At 66.8% G+C, this 18,812-nt stretch carries 17 protein-coding genes and 1 tRNA gene; 5 read left to right on the top strand and 13 right to left on the bottom strand.

The features are described 5' to 3' along the window. Positions 1-18: 18 nt before the first annotated feature. The 4 genes from fabF to fabD all read right to left on the bottom strand — a co-directional run bounded on the left by fabF (position 19) and on the right by fabD (position 3,460). The gene (gene fabF, locus LK533_RS04650) at positions 19-1,278 is read right to left on the bottom strand and encodes a beta-ketoacyl-ACP synthase II (RefSeq protein WP_229361584.1); all 1,260 of its coding nucleotides are present in this window, start codon (positions 1,276-1,278) and stop codon (positions 19-21) included. 132 nt (positions 1,279-1,410) lie between these two features. After that, positions 1,411-1,647, bottom strand: coding sequence for an acyl carrier protein (locus LK533_RS04645; RefSeq protein WP_229361583.1), 237 nt, complete (start codon positions 1,645-1,647; stop codon positions 1,411-1,413). A 101-nt stretch (positions 1,648-1,748) separates the two neighbouring features. Next, positions 1,749-2,486: a 3-oxoacyl-[acyl-carrier-protein] reductase gene (fabG, locus tag LK533_RS04640; RefSeq protein WP_229361582.1), complete on the bottom strand. Its 738-nt coding sequence runs from the start codon at positions 2,484-2,486 to the stop codon at positions 1,749-1,751. A 14-nt stretch (positions 2,487-2,500) separates the two neighbouring features. Next, on the bottom strand, positions 2,501-3,460 hold the full coding sequence (fabD, locus tag LK533_RS04635; protein WP_229361581.1) for an ACP S-malonyltransferase: 960 nt from the start codon (positions 3,458-3,460) through the stop codon (positions 2,501-2,503). A gap of 172 nt (positions 3,461-3,632) precedes the next feature. Here fabD and LK533_RS04630 point away from each other — a divergent pair, with 172 nt between their 5' ends. From LK533_RS04630 to LK533_RS04610, 5 genes are all read left to right on the top strand, one after another. Beyond that, the gene (locus tag LK533_RS04630; protein ID WP_229361580.1) at positions 3,633-3,995 is read left to right on the top strand and encodes an RcnB family protein; all 363 of its coding nucleotides are present in this window, start codon (positions 3,633-3,635) and stop codon (positions 3,993-3,995) included. Positions 3,996-4,146: 151 nt separating this feature from the next. After that, complete coding sequence (rpsF, locus tag LK533_RS04625) at positions 4,147-4,563, top strand: 30S ribosomal protein S6 (protein WP_229361579.1); 417 nt, start codon at positions 4,147-4,149, stop codon at positions 4,561-4,563. A gap of 12 nt (positions 4,564-4,575) precedes the next feature. Then, entirely contained in the window at positions 4,576-4,800 is a 225-nt protein-coding gene (gene rpsR, locus LK533_RS04620) for a 30S ribosomal protein S18 (protein ID WP_125959570.1), read from the top strand. A 12-nt stretch (positions 4,801-4,812) separates the two neighbouring features. Next, the gene (gene rplI, locus LK533_RS04615; RefSeq protein WP_229361578.1) at positions 4,813-5,406 is read left to right on the top strand and encodes a 50S ribosomal protein L9; all 594 of its coding nucleotides are present in this window, start codon (positions 4,813-4,815) and stop codon (positions 5,404-5,406) included. A gap of 409 nt (positions 5,407-5,815) precedes the next feature. Next, a tRNA-Glu gene (locus LK533_RS04610) sits at positions 5,816-5,890 on the top strand. 221 nt (positions 5,891-6,111) lie between these two features. Here the strand turns inward: LK533_RS04610 and LK533_RS04605 are convergent. The 9 genes from LK533_RS04605 to glf form a co-directional block, all read right to left on the bottom strand. Beyond that, positions 6,112-7,065, bottom strand: a complete 954-nt coding sequence (locus LK533_RS04605; protein ID WP_229361577.1) for a Tim44 domain-containing protein — start codon at positions 7,063-7,065, stop codon at positions 6,112-6,114. Positions 7,066-7,115: 50 nt separating this feature from the next. Then, positions 7,116-7,427: a zf-TFIIB domain-containing protein gene (locus LK533_RS04600; protein WP_229361576.1), complete on the bottom strand. Its 312-nt coding sequence runs from the start codon at positions 7,425-7,427 to the stop codon at positions 7,116-7,118. A gap of 204 nt (positions 7,428-7,631) precedes the next feature. Continuing rightward, complete coding sequence (locus LK533_RS04595) at positions 7,632-9,023, bottom strand: efflux transporter outer membrane subunit (RefSeq protein ID WP_229361575.1); 1,392 nt, start codon at positions 9,021-9,023, stop codon at positions 7,632-7,634. A gap of 11 nt (positions 9,024-9,034) precedes the next feature. Further along, positions 9,035-12,220 (bottom strand): efflux RND transporter permease subunit, encoded by a 3,186-nt coding sequence (locus tag LK533_RS04590; protein WP_229361574.1) that lies wholly within the window; start codon positions 12,218-12,220, stop codon positions 9,035-9,037. A 79-nt stretch (positions 12,221-12,299) separates the two neighbouring features. Continuing rightward, positions 12,300-13,571 (bottom strand): efflux RND transporter periplasmic adaptor subunit, encoded by a 1,272-nt coding sequence (locus LK533_RS04585; RefSeq protein WP_229361573.1) that lies wholly within the window; start codon positions 13,569-13,571, stop codon positions 12,300-12,302. Continuing rightward, on the bottom strand, positions 13,568-13,969 hold the full coding sequence (locus tag LK533_RS04580; RefSeq protein WP_229361572.1) for a hypothetical protein: 402 nt from the start codon (positions 13,967-13,969) through the stop codon (positions 13,568-13,570). The genes LK533_RS04585 and LK533_RS04580 overlap by 4 nt, the downstream gene beginning before the upstream one ends. A gap of 310 nt (positions 13,970-14,279) precedes the next feature. Then, the gene (locus tag LK533_RS04575) at positions 14,280-14,885 is read right to left on the bottom strand and encodes a TetR/AcrR family transcriptional regulator (RefSeq protein ID WP_229361571.1); all 606 of its coding nucleotides are present in this window, start codon (positions 14,883-14,885) and stop codon (positions 14,280-14,282) included. Between the two features lie 81 nt (positions 14,886-14,966). After that, positions 14,967-16,193, bottom strand: coding sequence for a multidrug effflux MFS transporter (locus tag LK533_RS04570; RefSeq protein WP_420705813.1), 1,227 nt, complete (start codon positions 16,191-16,193; stop codon positions 14,967-14,969). A gap of 128 nt (positions 16,194-16,321) precedes the next feature. After that, on the bottom strand, positions 16,322-18,571 hold the full coding sequence (glf, locus tag LK533_RS04565; RefSeq protein WP_229361570.1) for a UDP-galactopyranose mutase: 2,250 nt from the start codon (positions 18,569-18,571) through the stop codon (positions 16,322-16,324). Positions 18,572-18,812 lie beyond the last annotated feature (241 nt).

Genomic DNA, 18,812 nt, shown 5'->3' with positions numbered 1-18,812 from the left:
GCGATGCGCCAACCCGCATCAGATCGCCTTCATCACCAGCGAGGCGTTGGTGCCGCCGAAGCCGAACGAGTTGTTCAGGATCGCCTTCACCTTGCGCTCCTTGGCGACGTGCGGGACCAGGTCGACGCCTGCGCAATTGTCGCTCGGATTGTCGAGGTTGAGCGTCGGCGGGACGATGCCGTCGCGCATCGCCAGGATGCAAAAGATCGACTCGACGGCGCCGGCGCCGCCGAGCAGATGCCCGATCGCCGACTTGGTCGAGCTCATCGATACGCCGTCCATGGCGCTGCCGAACAGGCGACGAACGGCGCCGAGTTCGAGCTCGTCGCCGAGCGGCGTCGAGGTGCCGTGCGCGTTGATATAGTCGATGTCGGAGAGCGCCAGGCCCGACTTGCGCAGCGCCATTTCCATCGAGCGGAACGCGCCCGACCCCTCGGGATGCGGCGCCGTCACGTGATAGGCGTCGCCCGACAGGCCATAACCGATCACCTCGGCATAGATCTTGGCGCCGCGCTTCTTGGCATGCTCATATTCCTCGAGCACCACCACGCCCGCGCCTTCGCCCATGACGAAGCCGTCGCGATCCTTGTCGTACGGGCGGCTGCCCTTGGTGGGATCGTCGCGGAAACCCGTCGACAGCGCACGCGCCTGGCCGAAGCCGGCGATGCCGATCGGGCAGATCGCACCCTCGGCGCCGCCTGCCAGCATCACGTCCGCGTCGTCCATCGCGATCATTCGCGCGGCATCGCCGATCGAATGCGCGCCGGTCGAGCAGGCGGTGACCACTGCATGATTCGGACCCAGCAGCCCGTATTTGATCGAGACCTGACCCGAGATCAGGTTGATCAGCCGGCCGTGGACGAAGTGCGGCGACACGCGCTTCGGGCCCTTGGCCGCGAGCACCAGCGACTCGCTTTCGATGCCCGGGAGACCGCCAATGCCCGCGCCGATCGAGCAGCCGGCGCGATAACGCGCTTCCTCGCTCATGTCGGTGAGGCCGGCGTCCTCGATCGCCTGGCCTGCGGCGTCGATGCCGAAGACGATGAACGGATCGACCTGGCGCTGAACCTTGTGGTCCACGCGCTTGTTCGGGTCGAACCCATATTCATGATCCGCCGGCTTCACTTCGCAGGCATAGTTGGTGTGGAAGTCGGTCGCGTCGAAGCGGGTGATCGTCCCGGCGCCCGACTTGCTGGCGATGATGTTCTTCCAGGCCGTTTCGACATCGGCACCCAGCGGGGTGACGAGGCCGAGGCCGGTCACGACTACGCGGCGCATGGCAACTCTCCGTCTGTGCTCTTCAAATGCGAACGGCCCCCCGCCCCTCGCTTGTCGCGGCGGGACGGAGGGCCGTTCCTGATCGGCGTCAGCCGCGGCCCCGTCGCGTCACCGCGACCGGACCGGCAGGGCTCAGCCCTTGTGCTCGTCGATGTAGTTGATCGCGTCCTTGACGGTCGTGATCTTCTCGGCGGCATCATCGGGAATCTCGACCCCGAACTCTTCCTCGAACGCCATCACCAGCTCGACAATGTCGAGGCTGTCTGCGCCCAGGTCGTCGATGAAGCTGGCGTCCTCGGTCACCTTCTCGGCCTCGACGCCCAGATGCTCGACGACGATCTTCTTCACGCGATCGGCGGTCTCGCTCATTCCCTGTTCCTCTTCAAATGCTGTAACGCGAATTCCTGAACGCACCTAGAACGCCGCCCGTTCGCTTGCAAGGGGCCGAGCGCGTCGGAGCGTGCAGCAGCTCAGATCATTGCCATGCCGCCGTTCACGTGCAGCGTCTGGCCGGTGACGTATCCCGCTTCGCGGCTCGCGAGATAGACAACGGCAGCACCGATGTCCTCTCCCGTGCCCAGATCGCCGGCCGGGATCTTGCCCAGCAGGCCCTGCTTCTGCGCGTCGGGCAGCACGTCGGTCATCGCCGAGCGAATAAAGCCCGGTGCCACGCAGTTCACCGTGATGCCGCGGCTCGCCAGTTCCTGGGCCAGCGCCTTGGACAGACCGACCAGCCCCGCCTTGGACGCGGCATAGTTGGCCTGGCCGGGATTGCCGGTCTGGCCGACAACGGAGGTGATCGACACGATGCGTCCGAAACGGGCCTTCATCATCGGCTTGGCGGCAGCGCGTGCGAGGCGGAACGCGGCTTCCAGGTTGACGCGGATCACCTGATCCCATTCGTCATCCTTCATCCGCATGGCGAGGTTGTCGCGCGTGACGCCGGCATTGTTGACGAGAATGTCGAGCTTGCCGAGCGCCTGCACCGCCTGCGGCACCAGCTGGTCGACGGCCGCACCATCGGAGAGATTGCACGGCAGCGCGACGTGATCGCCGCCCAGCTCCGCCTTGAAGGCTTCCAGCTTGTCGAGGTTGGAGCCCGAGAGCGCGAGCCGGGCACCCTGCCCTGCCAGCGCCTTAGCGATGGCGGAGCCAATGCCGCCGGATGCGCCGGTCACCAGCGCGGTCATGCCTGTAAGGTCGAACATATCCTGGTTCCTGTTCAGAGGCGCGCGACGAGCGCCTCGATGTCGTCCATCGTCACCACGCTGGTGGGGGTCGCATCGGGTGCGATCCGCTTGACCATCGGGCCGAGCACCTTGCCGCCGAACTCGACGAAGTCGCTGACGCCGGCGTCCTGCATCGCCAGCACCGATTCGCGCCACCGCACCATGCCGGTCACCTGTTGGACCAGCGCGACCCGGATCGCGCCGGGATCGGCAATCGCCACGGCGTCGACATTGGCATAGACCGGCACCAGCGGCGCGCGCAGATCGGCGTCGAGCAGTGCATTCTCCATCGCCTCCGCCGCCGGCTGCATCAGCGGGCAGTGGAACGGCGCCGAGACCGGCAGCAGCAGCGCGCGCTTGGCGCCCATCTCCTTGGCAAGCGCGACCGCGCGCTCGATCGCCTGGCGATGGCCGGAGATCACCACCTGGCTCGGATCATTGTCGTTGGCGACGGTGGAGACCAGCTGCGGGCCGCCTTCGGCGAGGATCGAGTCGGCGGCAGCGCCCGCGATCGTCTGCGCCTTTTCCAGGTCGACGCCCAGCAGCGCGGCCATGGCGCCCTCGCCCACCGGCACCGCAGCCTGCATCGCCTGCCCGCGCAGCTTCAGCAGCCGCGCGGTGGTGGCAAGGTCGAACGCCCCCGCCGCGCACAATGCGCTATATTCGCCAAGCGAATGGCCCGCGACGAAGTCGGCCTTGTCGGCAAGGCGGATGCCGCCTTCCTTCTCCAGGACGCGCAGCACGGCGATGGCGTTGGCCATGATCGCCGGCTGGGCATTCTCGGTCAGCGTCAGTTCGTCGGCAGGACCTTCGGACATCAGGCGGAAGAGATTCTGCCCGAGCGCCTCGTCAACCTCCCCGAACACCTCGCGGGCATGGGGCGATGCGGCAGCGAGTGCCGCCCCCATGCCGACCGACTGGCTCCCCTGGCCGGGAAAGATGAAAGCGCGCACGTGCCTCTCCTTGGATCTCGAACCCGCCGGTTAGGCCGAGCGGCAAGATGAACGCAAGCCCGCGCGCCGCGACAGCTTGCGACCATTTCGCCCGTTCCGCGACAAACGCCTGCGACAGCCAGCCCCCAGATTGTCTTCATCGCCACTGAGGGTGATGAAGGAGTAGGTTCCCATGAAGAAGTTCGTTCTCGCCGCCGTCGCCGCTTCGCTGCTCGCGACGCCCGCCATGGCCGCGCCGCAGCGCGGGGACCATGGGCCGGCCCGCACCGAGCGGACCACCGTCGTCCACAAGCAGGTCACCCGCACGCCGCAGCGCGGCTACGCCCAGGCGCAGCAGAACCGCAACTGGCAGCGCGGCGAACGGTTCGACAGCCGCTATGCCCGCAACTATCGCCAGGTCGACTACCGGACCCACGGCCGCCTCTATGCGCCGCCGCGTGGCTACCAGTGGGTGCAGTCCGGTAACGACGCCGTACTGGTCGCGCTGGCGAGTGGCCTGATCGGTGCCGTGCTCGGCGGCGCCCTTGCCAACTAAATGCCTTGCCTTTCGCCGCTTACACGGTACAGGCACGGGTCCTCGGGGGTGGAAGGCATCTGCTTTTCCGCCCCCGATTTGAATACGGACGACAGTCGGAGGGGCGTCGCATGGGGCGGCGTCAGCGATCGGCCAACATTAAGGTAACAGCATGGCTCTGTACGAGCATGTGTTCCTTGCGCGCCAGGATCTGGCACAGGCGCAGGTGGACCAGCTGGCGGAAACCGCCACGAAAATCATCGAAGACAACAACGGCCGCGTCGTGAAGACGGAGACCTGGGGGCTGCGCTCGCTGGCCTACCGGATCGCCAAGAACCGCAAGGCGCACTATGTCATGCTCGAAATCGACGCGCCGGCTGGCGTGGTCGCCGAGCTGGAGCGCCAGACCCAGATCAACGAGGACGTGATCCGCTTCATGACCGTCAAGGTCGACAAGCTGGAAGACGGCCCGACCGTGATGATGCGCAAGAGCGAGCGTTCGGAGCGTGGCGACCGTGGTGGTCGTGGCCGCGACCGCGACGATCGTGGTCCCCGCGAAGACCGCGGCCCGCGCCGCGAAGAAGCGTAAAGGAGCATCATCATGGCACGACCGTTTTTCCGCCGCCGCAAGAGCTGCCCCTTTTCGGGCAAGGATGCTCCCCGGATCGACTATAAGGACGTCCGTCTGCTGCAGGGCTTCGTGTCCGAGCGTGGCAAGATCGTCCCGTCGCGCATCACTTCGGTGAGCGCAAAGAAGCAGCGCGAACTGGCCCAGGCCATCAAGCGCGCGCGCCATCTGGGCCTGCTGCCCTACATCGTGAAGTAAGGAGCGCCCGACATGGACGTCATTCTGCTGGAGCGGGTCGAGAAGCTCGGCCACATCGGCGACGTGGTGAAGGTGAAGGACGGCTTTGCCCGTAACTTCCTTCTGCCGCGCAAGAAGGCGCTGCGCGCCAACGAAGCCAACCGTAAGGTCTTCGAAGCCAACCGCGAGCGGATCGAGGCCGACAACGCGTCGCGCCGCACCGACGCACAGGCCGAAGCCAAGACGCTGGAAGGCGTCTCGGTGACCCTGATCCGTCAGGCATCGAATACCGGCCAGCTCTACGGCTCGGTCGCGGTTCGCGACCTGGTCGAGGCGCTGGTTGCCGATGGCCACAAGGTCAACAAGGCACAGGTCGTTCTCGACCGTCCGATCAAGGCGATCGGCCTGCACGAAGTGCGTGTCGCGCTGCACCCGGAAGTCGCGGTGACCGTCAAGGTCAACGTCGCACGTTCGCCGGAAGAGGCAGACATGCAGGCGCAGGGCGTCGACGTGATGGCTGCGATGTTCGAGCAGGACACCGCCGGCTTCACCGAGGACTATGATCCCAACGCCGAGCCGGGCGAGATCGCGCGCGACGACGCGCCGGCCGTGGGCGAAGAGGCCTAAGGCTTCTCGCGGCAACGCCGAAAACAAGAAGGGCCGCCGGGTACTCCCCGACGGCCCTTTCTTTTTGCCTGCGCGCCTTGCCGGTGCTTCCGGCCGCGGCGATCAGTGTACCATCACATAGGCGCTGACCACCGCTACCAGGGGAACCGAAGCAAAGACGACCGGAACGAACTTGAACATCGCATCACCTACAAGGTTGTTGCTGGTTCAATGCGCCACCGAAAGAAAGGTTGCCAGAAGGTGAACGGCAAGTCGCGGTCACGCATCAGCCCCCGGCTCCGGGGGGCGAGACCAAGAAGCCGGCTTTTCGCGCGCAATCTCAGCGGCTTGCGAAAAAGACTTACCCGAGCAAATTGGTCGCTTGACGTGCCCGGCCTCCGACCGTAAACGGCCACCTCACCAAGCGATTGGCCCCTTCGTCTAGCGGTTAGGACGTCGCCCTCTCACGGCGAAAACACGAGTTCGATTCTCGTAGGGGTCACCATTCCAGGTCAGTGCACCTGAAGTTCCGGAAGTTTCCGGAAGGTGAGATCTACCCAGCAGCTTGTTTGTATTCGCAGCGGCGCGGTCTTGCGGCCGGCGCTTTCCGCTGCGGTTCTGCAATCCCGTCGGACGAGCATGACAACGCTCAGACGATTTAAAAGACAAGGGCGGGGCGAGATTGCTCCCGCCCCGCCCTTGTCGTCTAGCGAACCTGCGCTTCGGTCACGCCTCCTGGATCGCGGAGAGGCGCCAATCCCCGTTCGCATCCCGCTTGAACGTCCACAGTTCGGTCGCCTGGCTGGGCCGGTCGGGGTCGCCCTCGACGACGGCACCGGTGCTGCGGTCGCGCATCACGTCGATGCTCTCGTAGCGCATGGCGATGGTGGCATAGTCGCTCGTGCCTTCCCGCCACGCCTCCGCCACCTCGGCGTCGATCAGCCGGGTGCCGACCACGTCGTTGCGGCGGCCGCTGGTGGCGTTCTGGCCGAGTTCCTCCGCGAAATAGGACATGACCTCGGGCGTGGTGCGCTCGCGCAGCCGTGCATAGTCCTCCTTGCCGAACGCATCCTGCACCTCGATCAGCAGCCGCTCGAACGCCTCGCAATCGGCGTGATCAATCGCGATGTCCTGGTGCGCGGTCGCTGGAATGCCCGAGGCGGCGAAGCTGCGGGCCGGCGCCGGTGCCGCGTACGGCTCCGGTCGCGTGAAGGGCGACGCCACCGAACCGCCAGGGACACCGGCAAGTGCAGGCTTGCGGCGGAACATGCGGAACAGCAGCCATGCGATGCCGCCGATCACGGCCACCTGCAGCAGCGCCAGCAGCATGCCCGCCCCGGCCAGCGAACCGAGCCCGCCACCCAGCAGCGCACCGATCAGGCCGCCGGCGATCAGGCCGCCGATCAGTCCCCGGCCCAGGCCGCCGCGACGTGCGGGCGCGCCGCGGCCGGCCTGGGTCGCCTGGGTCGAGGCATTGGGCCGCTCGGTCATCGAACGCTGCACCGGCGCGGTCTGGCGCGGCGCCACGCCCGTGGTCGGCGGCGCCTGATAGGTGCGGGCACCCCGGCTGCCGAAGCTGCCACGACGGCGCGCGTCGGCATCCCCGGGCGCGGCGAGCATCACCACCGTACTCAGGCCAAGGGCCAGTGCGGCCAGGTTCCCGGTCTTGAAGCGGATCATTGAGGGTCCTCGAGAAAGAATAACGATTGGGGGGCGAATAGGAGCGTGCGTCAGTCGAACAGCTCTTCCAGGAACGACTTGCGGCGCTTGTGTGGCTTGCCCTGGCCGCCGTGATAGCCGGAGTGCTGCTGCGTCGGCCAAGGAGACGCCGGAGACGCCTGCCAGTTCGGCTGCCGGGGCGGCGGCGGCGGGGCCATCGCACCGCTGTCGGCAGCGCTGCGCTCAAGGATCTTGTCGAGCTCGCCGCGGTCGAGCCAGACGCCGCGACATTGCGGGCAATAGTCGATCTCGACGCCCTGCCGCTCGCTCATCACCAGCGGCACGCGGCAGATCGGACAGGGCATTCCAACGGCGGTGGTCATCGCAAACTCCACGTTCGGGGACCGGCCGCAAGATTGAGAGAGTGCCGGGCCCGAGTTTCACGCGGTCCGACATCACAACCACAAGGTGGGTGTCAGAGGGGCCCGGCCCGCACCGACAAGTTGGGGAAATTAGCCGCGCGGTTCAAGAGGGGAAGCGCGGCAACGTCGCGGATCGGGGCGACACCATCATGCCGCCCCGGTTGGTCACGCTTGCCAATTACCGCCGAGCGCGCGGAACAGATCGACCTGGGCGTCCGCGATAAAGGCATCGGCATTGGCCAGCGCCGCCTGAGCATCGGCAAAGGTCCGCTCCGCATCCAGCAGCTCCAGCGAATTGATGTCGCCCTCGCGCTGGCGAGCGCGCGCAATGGTTACGGCCGCCTCGGCCTCGTTGCGCGCCGCCTGCAGCGCCGTGCGGCGGTCCAGCGCATTTGCGTAGGAAGAAAGCGCCGTCTCCGTCTCCTGCAGCGCGCGCAGCACGGCGCCGTCGAAGTCGGCGAGCGCCTCGCGGCTGTCTGCCTCCGCGGCCGCGACCCGCGCACGCGCCGGACCCGGGTTTACCGCCCAGTTGAGCAGCCCGCCTACCAGCCAGCGCAAAGGACCGGCGCCGAACACGTCGCCGATGTCGGTGCCGGTCGACCCGCCCGAGGCGCCCAGCGAGATGCGCGGGTAGAGGTCGGCGGTCGCAACCCCGATACGCGCGGTGGCGGCAGCAAGGCGCCGTTCGGCCGCACGCACGTCCGGCCGCCGCGAGAGCAGGGCCGCACCGTCGCCGACGGGGATCGGACGGTCGAGGCGCAGCGTCGTCGTTCGCGCCCCCGCGATCGGCGGCAGGTCCGCCGGCGTGCGACCGGTCAGCAGCGCGAGCCGGAACAAGGCCGCGTCGCGCTCGGCGCGAAGCGCGGGAACCTGCGCCTGTCGCTCGTTGCGCAATGCGCCGATCCGGGCGGTGTCGAGCCGCGTCCCCTCTCCGACGGTCCGTCGCCGCTCGGTGAGATCGAGCGACTGGTCGAGCAGACGGACGATGTGCTCGGCGACCGCGATCCGCTCTGCGGCGGACGCGGCATCGGCATAGGCGCGGGTCGTCTCGGCCACGACGGCGACCCGTACCGCTTCCGCGTCGGCAAGGGCTGCGCCGACGTCGCCACGGGAAGCCTCCACGCCACGCGACAGGCGGCCGAACAGGTCGACTTCGTAGCTGACGTCCAATCCGGCATCGATCTGCCAGTTTTCGCGCGCTGTTCCCGGCAGCCGCTGGATCTGCGGGACGCGGCCGTAGTTGGCGCCGGCACCCAGCGTCGCCTGCGGAAGGCGATCCGCCTGCGCGCCGCGCAACAGTGCGCGGGCACGCTCGATCCGGGCGGCAGCGGCGCGAACGTCGGTGTTGGCGGCGAGCGCGTCGCCGACCAGCTGGTCGAGCACGGGATCGTCATAGAGCCGCCACCAGTCGCCCTTCACAGGATCCGGCGTGACCGCGGGGGTGGCGGCGACAAAGGTTCCGCTGGCGCTTTGCGGAGGCTGGGGCGCCACATAGTCCGGACCTGCGGCACAGGCGGCAAGCGCCAGTGCCGAGGCGGTGATCAGGATTGAACGCATGGTGCCGCTCCTTATTCAGCGGGCTGGAAGTGCGGTGCGGCGCCATCGTCCGCAGCCTTGCGCGTGCGGGCGCGGGCGATGCGATCGCCAAGGGCCCGGCACACGACGTAAAAGGTCGGCGTGAACAACAGGCCGAAGGCGGTGACGCCCATCATCCCGAAGAACACTGCGGTCCCCAGCGCCTGCCGCAGTTCGGCACCCGCCCCGCTCGCGATCAGCAGCGGCACGGCACCGAGGATGAAGGCGAAGGACGTCATCAGGATCGGCCGCAGCCGGTCGTGCGCGGCGCGTACCGCCGCCTCGACGATCGACAACCCATCCTCCTCGGCCTGCTTGGCGAACTCCACCACCAGGATGGCGTTCTTGGCCGCAAGCGCGATCAGCACGACCAGGCCGATCTGGGTCAGGACGTTGTTGTCCATGCCCCGAAGGTTCACGCCGGCCATCGCCGCCAGCAGGCACATCGGCACGATCAGGATGATCGCCAGCGGCATCGTCAGGCTCTCATATTGCGCTGCCAGCACCAGGAAGACGAACAGCACGGCCAGCGCGAATACCAGGCCCGCGGTGCTGCCGGCCATCTTTTGCTGGAAGGCGATGCCCGTCCACTCGGCCTCGTAGCCGGTGGGCAGGTCGCTCGCGAGCTTCTCCATCGTAAGCAGCGACCGGCCCGAGCTGTATCCTGGTGCCGTGTCGCCATCGACCTCGACCGCAGGGAAGAGGTTGTAGCGCGTCACGCGGTAGGGACCCGTCTTGTTCTCGAAGGTAGAGACCGAGCCGATCGGCACCATCGCCCCGGTGTTCGAGCGCGTCTTCAGGTTGGCGATGTCCGCTTCGGTGGTGCGGAACGGGGCATCGGCTTGCGCGGTGACGCGATAGGTGCGTCCCAACATGTTGAAGTCGTTCACGAACGTGGAGCCAAGGTAGACGTTCAGCGCCTCGAACACCCGCTCCGGCGGCACGCCCAGCAGGTCCGCCTTGCGCCGGTCAATGTCGGCAAAGACGCGCGGGGTGGCCGTGTTGAAGAAGGTGTAGACCTGCTGCAGCCCCTCGGTCTGGTTGGCCTTCCCGATCAGCCCGAACGCGGTCTTGCCGAGCTCCGCATAGCCATGCTCTCCACGGTCCTCGACCATCATGCGATAGCCGCCCGCCGAGCCGATGCCCTGGATGAGCGGGGGCGGCACGACCAGCAGCATCGCCTCGTTGATGTCGGCGGTGCGCTTGCGCGCCTCGTCCATGATGCCGGCATAGGTGACGCCGAGCTTCGCGCGCTCCTCAAAGGACTGCAGCGGGACGTAGGCCGCGGCGCTGTTGGGCGCGAGCGTCTGCGAAGGGCCATCGAAGCCGGCAAGCATCACCGATCCCTTCACGCCCCTGATGGGCAGGATGCGGGCGACGACCTTGCGCATCACCTCGTCCGTGCGCTCGAGCGACGAGCCCGGCGGCAACTGGATGACGGTCAGGAAATATCCCTGGTCCTGCGCCGGGATGAAGCCGACTGGTGTCACCCAGAACATCGCCACCGTGGCGGCGATCAGCCCGGCATAGGTAACCATCATCCGCTTGGGCCGGGTCACCAGCGCATAGGTCAGGCGGCTGTAGCCGTGGCTCATCCGTTCGAAGCCGCGGTTGAACGCATCGGCTGCGCGGTTGACGATGCGCCCGATCCGCCCCTTGGGCTCGCCCTCATGCCCCTTCAGCAGCACGGCTGCGAGCGCGGGCGACAGGGTGAGCGACACCAGCAGCGAGATGGCGGTCGCGGCCGAGATGGTGACGGCGAACTGCTTGTAGAAGGCGCCCGACAACCCGTTCAGGAACAGCGTCGGCAGGAACACCGCCAACAGCACCAGCACGATGGCGACCAGCGCGCCGGACACTTCGTCCATCGAGGTTTGCGCGGCCTGAAGCGGCGTCATGCCGCGCGCCAGATTGCGTTCGACATTCTCCACCACAACGATTGCGTCGTCGACGACGATGCCGATCGCCAGCACCAGGCCGAACAGCGACAGGTTGTTGAGCGAATAGCCGAGCGGCAGCAGCACCGCCATCGTGCCGATCAGCGAGACCGGGATTGCCACCACCGGGATGATCGCCGCTCGCCATTTCTGGAGGAATACGATCACGACCAGCACGACGAGCAGCACCGCTTCGCCGAGGGTGTGGTAGACCGCGTCGATCGACTGGGCGATGAACTCGGTGGGATTGTAGATAACTCGATATTCCAGACCCTTGGGGAAGTCCTTTGACATCGCCTCGAGCTCGTCCTCGACCGCGGTGGCGGCAGCGAGCGCGTTGGAACCAGGGCGCTGGAACACGCCGAGGATGACGGTCGGCTGGTTCGAAAGGTAGGTGTTGGAGGAATAATCAGCGGCGCCGAGTTCGACGCGCGCAACGTCGCTCACCCGCACCTGGCGACCGTCCGTGTCGGTACGGACCACCACCCGGCCGAACTCCGTCGGATCCTTCAAGCGCCCCTGCGTTTCGATGTTGAGCTGAAAAGCGCTGCCGCTGGGGGTGGAGCCCGGCTGTCCCAGAGAACCCGCGGCGACCTGAATGTTCTGCCCGCGCAGCGCCTGGACGATATCGCCCGCCGTCAGGTTGAGCGCCGCGGCACGACCCGGATCGATCCACACGCGCATCGCGAAGTCGCGGGCGCCGAACATCCGCACGTCGCCAACCCCGTCGACGCGGGCCAGCCGGTCCTTCACCTGCGTCAGCGCGTAGTTGGAGATATAGCTGCGATCGACCGACTTGTCGGGGGAGATCAGGTTCACCACCATCAGGAAGTCGGGCGTGGTCTTGCGGGTCACGACGCCCAGCCGCTGCACCTCTTCGGGCAGGCGCGGCACCGCGACGGCGACGCGGTTCTGCACCAGCACCTGCGCGGCATCGAGGTCGGTGCCCGACTTGAAGGTGACGGTGATCGTCACATTGCCATCGCCAGTCGATTGCGACGACTGGTAGAGCATGTCATCGACGCCGTTGATCTCCTGCTCGATCGGGGCGGCAACCGTTTCGGCCACCGTCTCGGCCGATGCGCCGGGATAGCTTGCGGTCACCGTCACCGTCGGAGGCACGATGTCCGGATATTGGGAAATGGGGAGCGCCAGATAGGCGATCGCCCCGATGATCGTGATGATGACCGAGATCACTGCCGCAAAGATCGGGCGCGTGATGAAGAACCGTGAGAGGCGCATGGGGCCACTCCTCGTCAGAGAGGTCGAAAACTGGGGGTGTCAGCCGCCGGGTGTTGGGGGCGTCCCGGCGGCTGACGGGTCACCGGGCGAAGGTTGCCTCGCCCGTGACCGGTGCCGTGACGACCGGCGCGTCGGCAGCCGCGACCGGCGCGATGCGGCCGGGCTTTGGCTGAACCTTGGCGCCGGGCATCGCCATCTGGGAGCCGGCGATCACCACCTTGTCCTGTGGCGTGAGGCCGGAGCGAATGATGCGCAGGCCGTCGAGAACGGGGCCGAGTTCGACCGGCTTAGGCGCCACCGTGCCGTCCGGACCAACGGTCAGCACGAGCTTGCGTGCCTGGTCAGTCTGGATCGCGGCGTCGGGCACCATCAGCGCACGGGTTGTGCCGCCGGCCGATAGCCGCATGTTCCCGAACATGCCGGGCGTCAGGAACAGGCCCGGATTGCTCAGCACCGCGCGGCCGCGGATCGTGCCGGAGCGCGGATCGAGGCCGTTGTCGGTGAAGTCCAGCCGCCCCTTCCACTTGTACTCGGCCTCGTCCTGCAAGCGGATTTCGACCGGTGACGCCGCCCCGCCCGCTTCCTGCGCACGCCGAGTCTTCAGGAACAGCGCCTCCGACCCGTCGAAGGTGAAGTAGATCGGATCGAGCGCGTTGATCGTGGTGAGCAACGAACCGCCCTGCCCCTCTCCCGCGGCGACGAGATTGCCGGGGTCGACGCGGCGGTCCGAGATCCGGCCGGAAATCGGCGCGAGGACCCGCGTGAACTCCACGTCCAGCGCTCGGCTGCGAACCCGCGCTTGCCCCGCCGCAACCGCTGCATTGGCGGCGCGAACGCGTGCCTGCAGCCGTTCGAGGTCACTCCTCGAAACCGCGTCGACCGCGACCAGTCGCTCGGCCCGGCCGAGATCGGCCCGCGCCAGCGCCAGGTCGCTCTCGGCGCTGGCCAGACCGGCGCGGGCTTCCGCAAGCGCAGCGGTGAAGGGCCGCGGATCGATGGTGAAGAGCAGCTGGCCCTTGCGGACCACCGCGCCGTCGGTGAAATGCACGCCGGTAATCGCACCGGCAACGCGGGGTCGGACCTCGACCGCGCGGCTTGCCTCGAACCGGCCGACATAGTCGTCCCATTCGTTGACCTCGCGCACGAGCGGCGAAGCGACGGTTACCACGGGTGCCGGAGGTGCCGCGGGCGCGGCAGGCGCGTCCTTGAAGGCGATGCCCGTGCCGGCGGCGACCAGCGCAACCGGCAGGGCGACCACTCCTGCGCGCTGCCATAGCGGCAGGCGGCGGAAGCGTCCCCGAACGCCTGCGCGCGGCGTGTCGTCGGAGTGGATTGGAGAAATCATGTTCATCGGAAGCGCCTTCCCTGGTTCAGGGCTGAGCGGCCGCGGCTGATGCTGTCGAGCAGCGTCTCATACTGCTCGGGCGTGAAGCCGGCCTCGTGAAAAGAGCGGATTTCGTGACCGGGAACCGCGTCGCCATGATGCCAGGCGAGCACCGCCATCCGCCGCAGCGCCTCGAGCCGGGTGTCGGCGAGACGGGAGCTGCCGCTCTGGGCTCCGAACATCGAACCGAAGGCGATCGAGAGGCGACCAGGGGTTGCCAGGCTCGACAGCCGGTCCTTTTGCGCGATCGCCACCACGGACCATTCGAGTGCGGTAAAGCCGGTTGCGCGCGCGACCTGGGCGACGACGTCCGCCGGTGCGGCAATCGGGGTGCCCTGTAGCTCACTGAAGTTCAGATAGGCCATGACTCGTCTCCTCCTGTCCGACCGATCGCGGGCGCACGCCCCCGTGCCGCGCGGATCCCCTCCGCCGGCCTGCCGGTCCCTTGTTGTCCAAGGACATGGCTCTACGTTTCGCGCAGGAGGGTCCCAGCGGCGTCTCGTCCGAACCAATGCTGTTTTTGAAACGCTGTACCGAAGCCGCTGCCGGGTTCGCCCCGGTCCACGCTTCCTCTTCTATACTGTGCAGTATAGAAACGGCGGAAGAAGGGTCAAGAGCCTTTTCGTACCGGCCGGTATTTTTTGCGAGCCGGGGCGCTGCAAGGGCCCCGGTGGATCACTTGCCCGGCCACATCGCCAGGCTGGTGTCGATCAGCGATGTGAGGTCCTGGCACGACGCGCCTGCCCCGCCCTGCACCGCCAAGCCCTGCATGATGGCGATCAGAAAGCTGGTGAGCCCGACTGCGTCCGTCTCTGGCGGCAGGTCGCCCTCGCGCTTGGCCTGCTCGAACCGTTCGATCAGCGCTTGCTTGGCGATACGACCGCGGTGGATCACCTCTGCGCGGATCGACTCGGCGTCCGCCCCGCAGGCGACGGCATTGATCACGCCCATACAGCCCCTGGGGTCGCAGCTGCTTTTCTGCATTTCGAGCGCGCTGCGCAGCAGATGCTCTGCGACCTTGCGTGCGGTCGGCTCCTTCAACGACTCGCCGATATAGTCCAGCTTCTCGCGCTCATAGAGGTCGAGCGCCTGCTTGAAGAGCGCTTCCTTGTTGCCAAAGGCGGCATAGAGGCTGGGGCGCGTGATCCCCATCGCCTCCGTCAGGTCGCTGAGCGACGCGCCTTCATAGCCCTTGCTCCAGAAGACGCGCAGCGCCGCGGCTAGCGCGGCATCGGCATCGAACTCGCGGGGGCGACCCCTGACAGAACAAGCAAGTTTCATAATGACCGGTACATAAGGCAGCGGCGCGGAAAATCCAGTCCGTCGTCGCTCCGACCGGAGGTGCGGCGGGCGGCTGTGAGCCTACTGTGGCGACAGCCGGGCCCGGAACAGCTGCCCGCCCTCAATGACATAGATGATCGCCAGCAGCGCGATCCCGATGGCGAGATAGCCGATCGCCAGCGGCAAGGTTGTGCCGCTGTAGGATTGGCCGATAACCAGGCTTACCAACACCGCACCGATGCTGGTGATGAAGCCCTGCAACGACGACGCGGTGCCCGCAATGTGGCCGACCGGCTCCATCGCCATGGCCCCGAAGTTGGAGCCGCACAGGCCGATGCAGGTCATGCTGCATGCCTGAAAGACGATATAGCTCGTCAGCGTCTCCACCCCGGCCTGGATCAGCAGCACGTGGAGAAGCGAAAGCCCGATCAGCACCAAGACCGCCGTCTGGGAGATCAGGCGCGTCCCCAGTCGTTCGACCAGGCGGCTGTTCGCGAAGGACGCGATCCCCATCGCGCCGGCGCACACCGCGAACAACAGGGTGAACCGGTCCGCGGCGTTGAACTCGTCCACGAAAATCTGCTGCGCGGAGGAGACGAAGGAGAGGATGCCGCCAAAGGTAAGCGATGCGGCAATGGCATAGCCGATGGAAAAGCGGTTGGTGAGCGTGAGCGCATAGCTCGTCCGCAGCGCAGCCAGCGAGATCGGAACTCGGCGCGTGACCGGGAGCGTTTCCGGCAGGCGGACCAGCGTCCAGGCGAGGACCAGTGCGGCGAACGCCCCCAGCGCATAGAAGATGAACCGCCAGGGACCAAAGGCAAGCAACGCCTGCCCGATCGTTGGGGCGAGGATCGGCACCAGGAAGAAGATCATCTGCGCGATCGACATGGTACGCGCCATCTGGCGCCCGGAGGCACCGTCCCGCACGATCGCCACTGCGAGCACTCGCGTCGAGGCCGACATCAGCCCCTGCAACAGGCGCGCCCCGAGCAGCCCGGCAAAACTCACCGACCCCGCCGCGAAGATGGCGGCCGCGACGAACCCCGCCAGCGTGCCGATCAGCACCGGCCTGCGGCCGAGGCGATCGGCGAGCGGGCCATAGACCAGCTGGCCGGCGCCGAACCCGATCATGTACGCCGTGACGATCCACTGCCGGTGGTTCGGTGTGCTTACCGACAGGTCGCGGCCGATATCCGCAAGCGCTGGCAGCATGAGGTCGACGCCCAGCGCATTCACCGCCATCACCGCGGCGATGAAGGCGACAAACTCACGGGGGTGCATGCCGGCAGGCGCAGGATGAGGCTTCATGCGGGTGCCTATCGTCGAGGGAAGCACGCGAGACAAGGGATGGACGCAGCCTTCCACCTGTTCGACGATTCGGCTGCGGCGACGCGGCGAGCGAGGACCTTCCGGCCCCGGCCCGCCGACGTACCGGTTCAGGCGGCGGTGCGTCCGAGTGCCACAGGCATAGATGGCGCGCTGGCCTGCCGCGACTTTTGCGCTCCGGCCATGCGGCGGTAGGTTGCCAGCGCCTGCCCGACGACCTGGTCCATGTTGTAGTAACGGTACGTCGCCAGCCGCCCGACGAAGCTCACCCACGGCTCCGCCAACGCCAGCGCTTCGTAGCGCTTGTACAGCGCCTGGTTCTCTTCGCGGGGGATCGGGTAATAGGGATCACCGGTCGCACTGGGATATTCATAGGTGACGCTGGTGCGGTCGGCTTCCTGCCCGGTCAGGTGCTTGTACTCGGTCACGCGCGTGTACGGGACGCCTTCGTCGGGATAGTTCACGACGGCGACCGGCTGATGCTGCACCTCGTCCAGCGTCTGATGTTCGAAGCGCAGCGAGCGATACGGAAGCGGGCCGTAGCGGTGCTCGAAATACTCGTCCACGGGGCCGGTAAACACCAGATGGTCGTGTGGATACGAGTCCCGCACGTCGCGGTAGTCGACACCCAGCATCAGATCGATGTTCGGGTGGTCCAGCATCCGCTCGAACATGCGGGTATAGCCTTCCAGCGGCATCGCCTGGAAGCGGTCGGTGAAATAGCGGTCGTCCGTGCCGGTGCGGGTGGGCACGCGCGCAGTCACGGCCTTGTCGAGCTCGGACGGATCAAGGCCCCATTGCTTGCGCGTATAACCGCGGAAGAACGTCTCGTAGAGTTCCTGGCCTACCTGCGACACGACCACATCGGCCGAGGTGCGGATCGGCTCCACCGGTTCTGCACGGGCCGCGAGAAAGGCCGCGACCTCCTCGTCGGTCTGCATGTCGAGCCCGTAGAGCGCGTTCAGCGTGGTCCGGTTGATCGGGATCGGCACCAGCTGGTCGCCGACCGAGGCCTGCACCCGATGCTCGTACGGCCGCCATTCGGTGAACCGCGAGAGATAGTCGAAGATCTCGGGCGAGTTGGTGTGAAAGATGTGCGGACCATATTGGTGGATCAGGATGCCGGCATCGTCGAGACGATCATAGGCGTTGCCGGCCACATGCGGCCGCCGATCCACGACCAGCACGCGCTTCCCGCCGTCCGCGGCCAGGCGCTCCGCCATCACCGCGCCCGCAAAGCCGGCACCGACGACCATCACGTCATAGCGGTCGCGGGACGCAGGCCACACCGTCGGCGACACGACTGCCTCGACACGGCCGCGCGCGGCGATCTCCGCCGAGATCAGCGCCATCATTTCAAACGCGGTGCTGTTCCAGGACGCGCGCGCGAGCAGCGCATCCGCTTCGTCGCGCCATGCCGTCCCCTCGCCACGCAGGCGCATCGCTGCCTCGCACGCCCGGACGAATGCGTCAGGCGTATCGGCAATCCCGACCGCTGGCAGCTGGCCATAATGCCGCACCACATCCGTGATCGGCGTGGAGACCACGGGACATCCGGCGGCGAGATATTCGGGGGTCTTGGTCGGGCTGATGAACCGCGTGGCTTCGTTCATCGCGAACGGCATGAGCGCCACGTCCCAGCCAGCCATATAGGCAGGCAGTTCGGCGTAGGTCTTGGCGCCCAGATAATGGATGTTGGCGCGGCGCGGCAAATCCTGTTCTGCGATCTTGACCACGGGGCCGACGACGACCAGCGACCACTCCGGGTGCGTGTCGGCGACCGCCGCAAGCAGATCAAGGTCCATCCGCTCATCGATCACGCCGCTGAAGCCCAGCCGCGGGCCGGGGATACCTGCCTGGTCCAGCGGCGTTTCCAGCCCGTGGCGCGCATGGGCAAAATGCGGAACGTCGATGCTGGACGGGAACGCGTGCACGTTCGAATGGCGGCTTCGCTTCGCCTCGTACAGGCTTGTTCCGCCAGTGAAAACGAGGTCGGCGCACTCCAGCAGCAGGCGTTCGCGCTCCAGCAGCTCGGGCGGAGCGCCGCGAAACGCCGACAGCTCATCCATGCAATCATAGACGATGCAATCGGCAGGAAGGTGCTGCGAGAAGGGCAGCATCATCGGCGTATAATACCACCGGACGACCGGACCCCGTGTTCCGGCAAGCGCGTCGTCCAGCAGCGACGCCAGTTGCGCCTCCTCACCCGGTCCACGAGCGGACGCATCCAGCTGCGGCGTCAGAACCTCGACGCCGCTGTCCTTGCAGACCTCCCGCCGCAATCGCGCTGCGCCCAGCCCTTGCAGATACTCGGGCTCTTCCCAGAAGATCACCCGATGGCTTGCGGCAAAGCGGGTCATCAGATGCTGCGGTCGCTGAAAGACGAAGGCCCAGCGAAGATGACTGAAGCAGATCAACGTCGGTCGATCACCGCGTGCCCTGGCAAATTCGAGGACGCTACCATTCGACGGCAACTGATTGGCCATGCGCGTCCCTCCAAGACATCTATGTACAACTAGGATGAAACTACGTTTTCCGTCGATTGTTCCATAATGTTGCCGGGAGATCCGAAAATACACGGAACGAACGCCGTCCGCCACG

It is taken from the genome of Sphingomonas sp. PL-96 (assembly GCF_020707215.1).
In the GTDB taxonomy this organism is placed as follows: domain Bacteria; phylum Pseudomonadota; class Alphaproteobacteria; order Sphingomonadales; family Sphingomonadaceae; genus Sphingomonas.
This window is presented reverse-complemented; position numbering and strand designations above follow the sequence as displayed.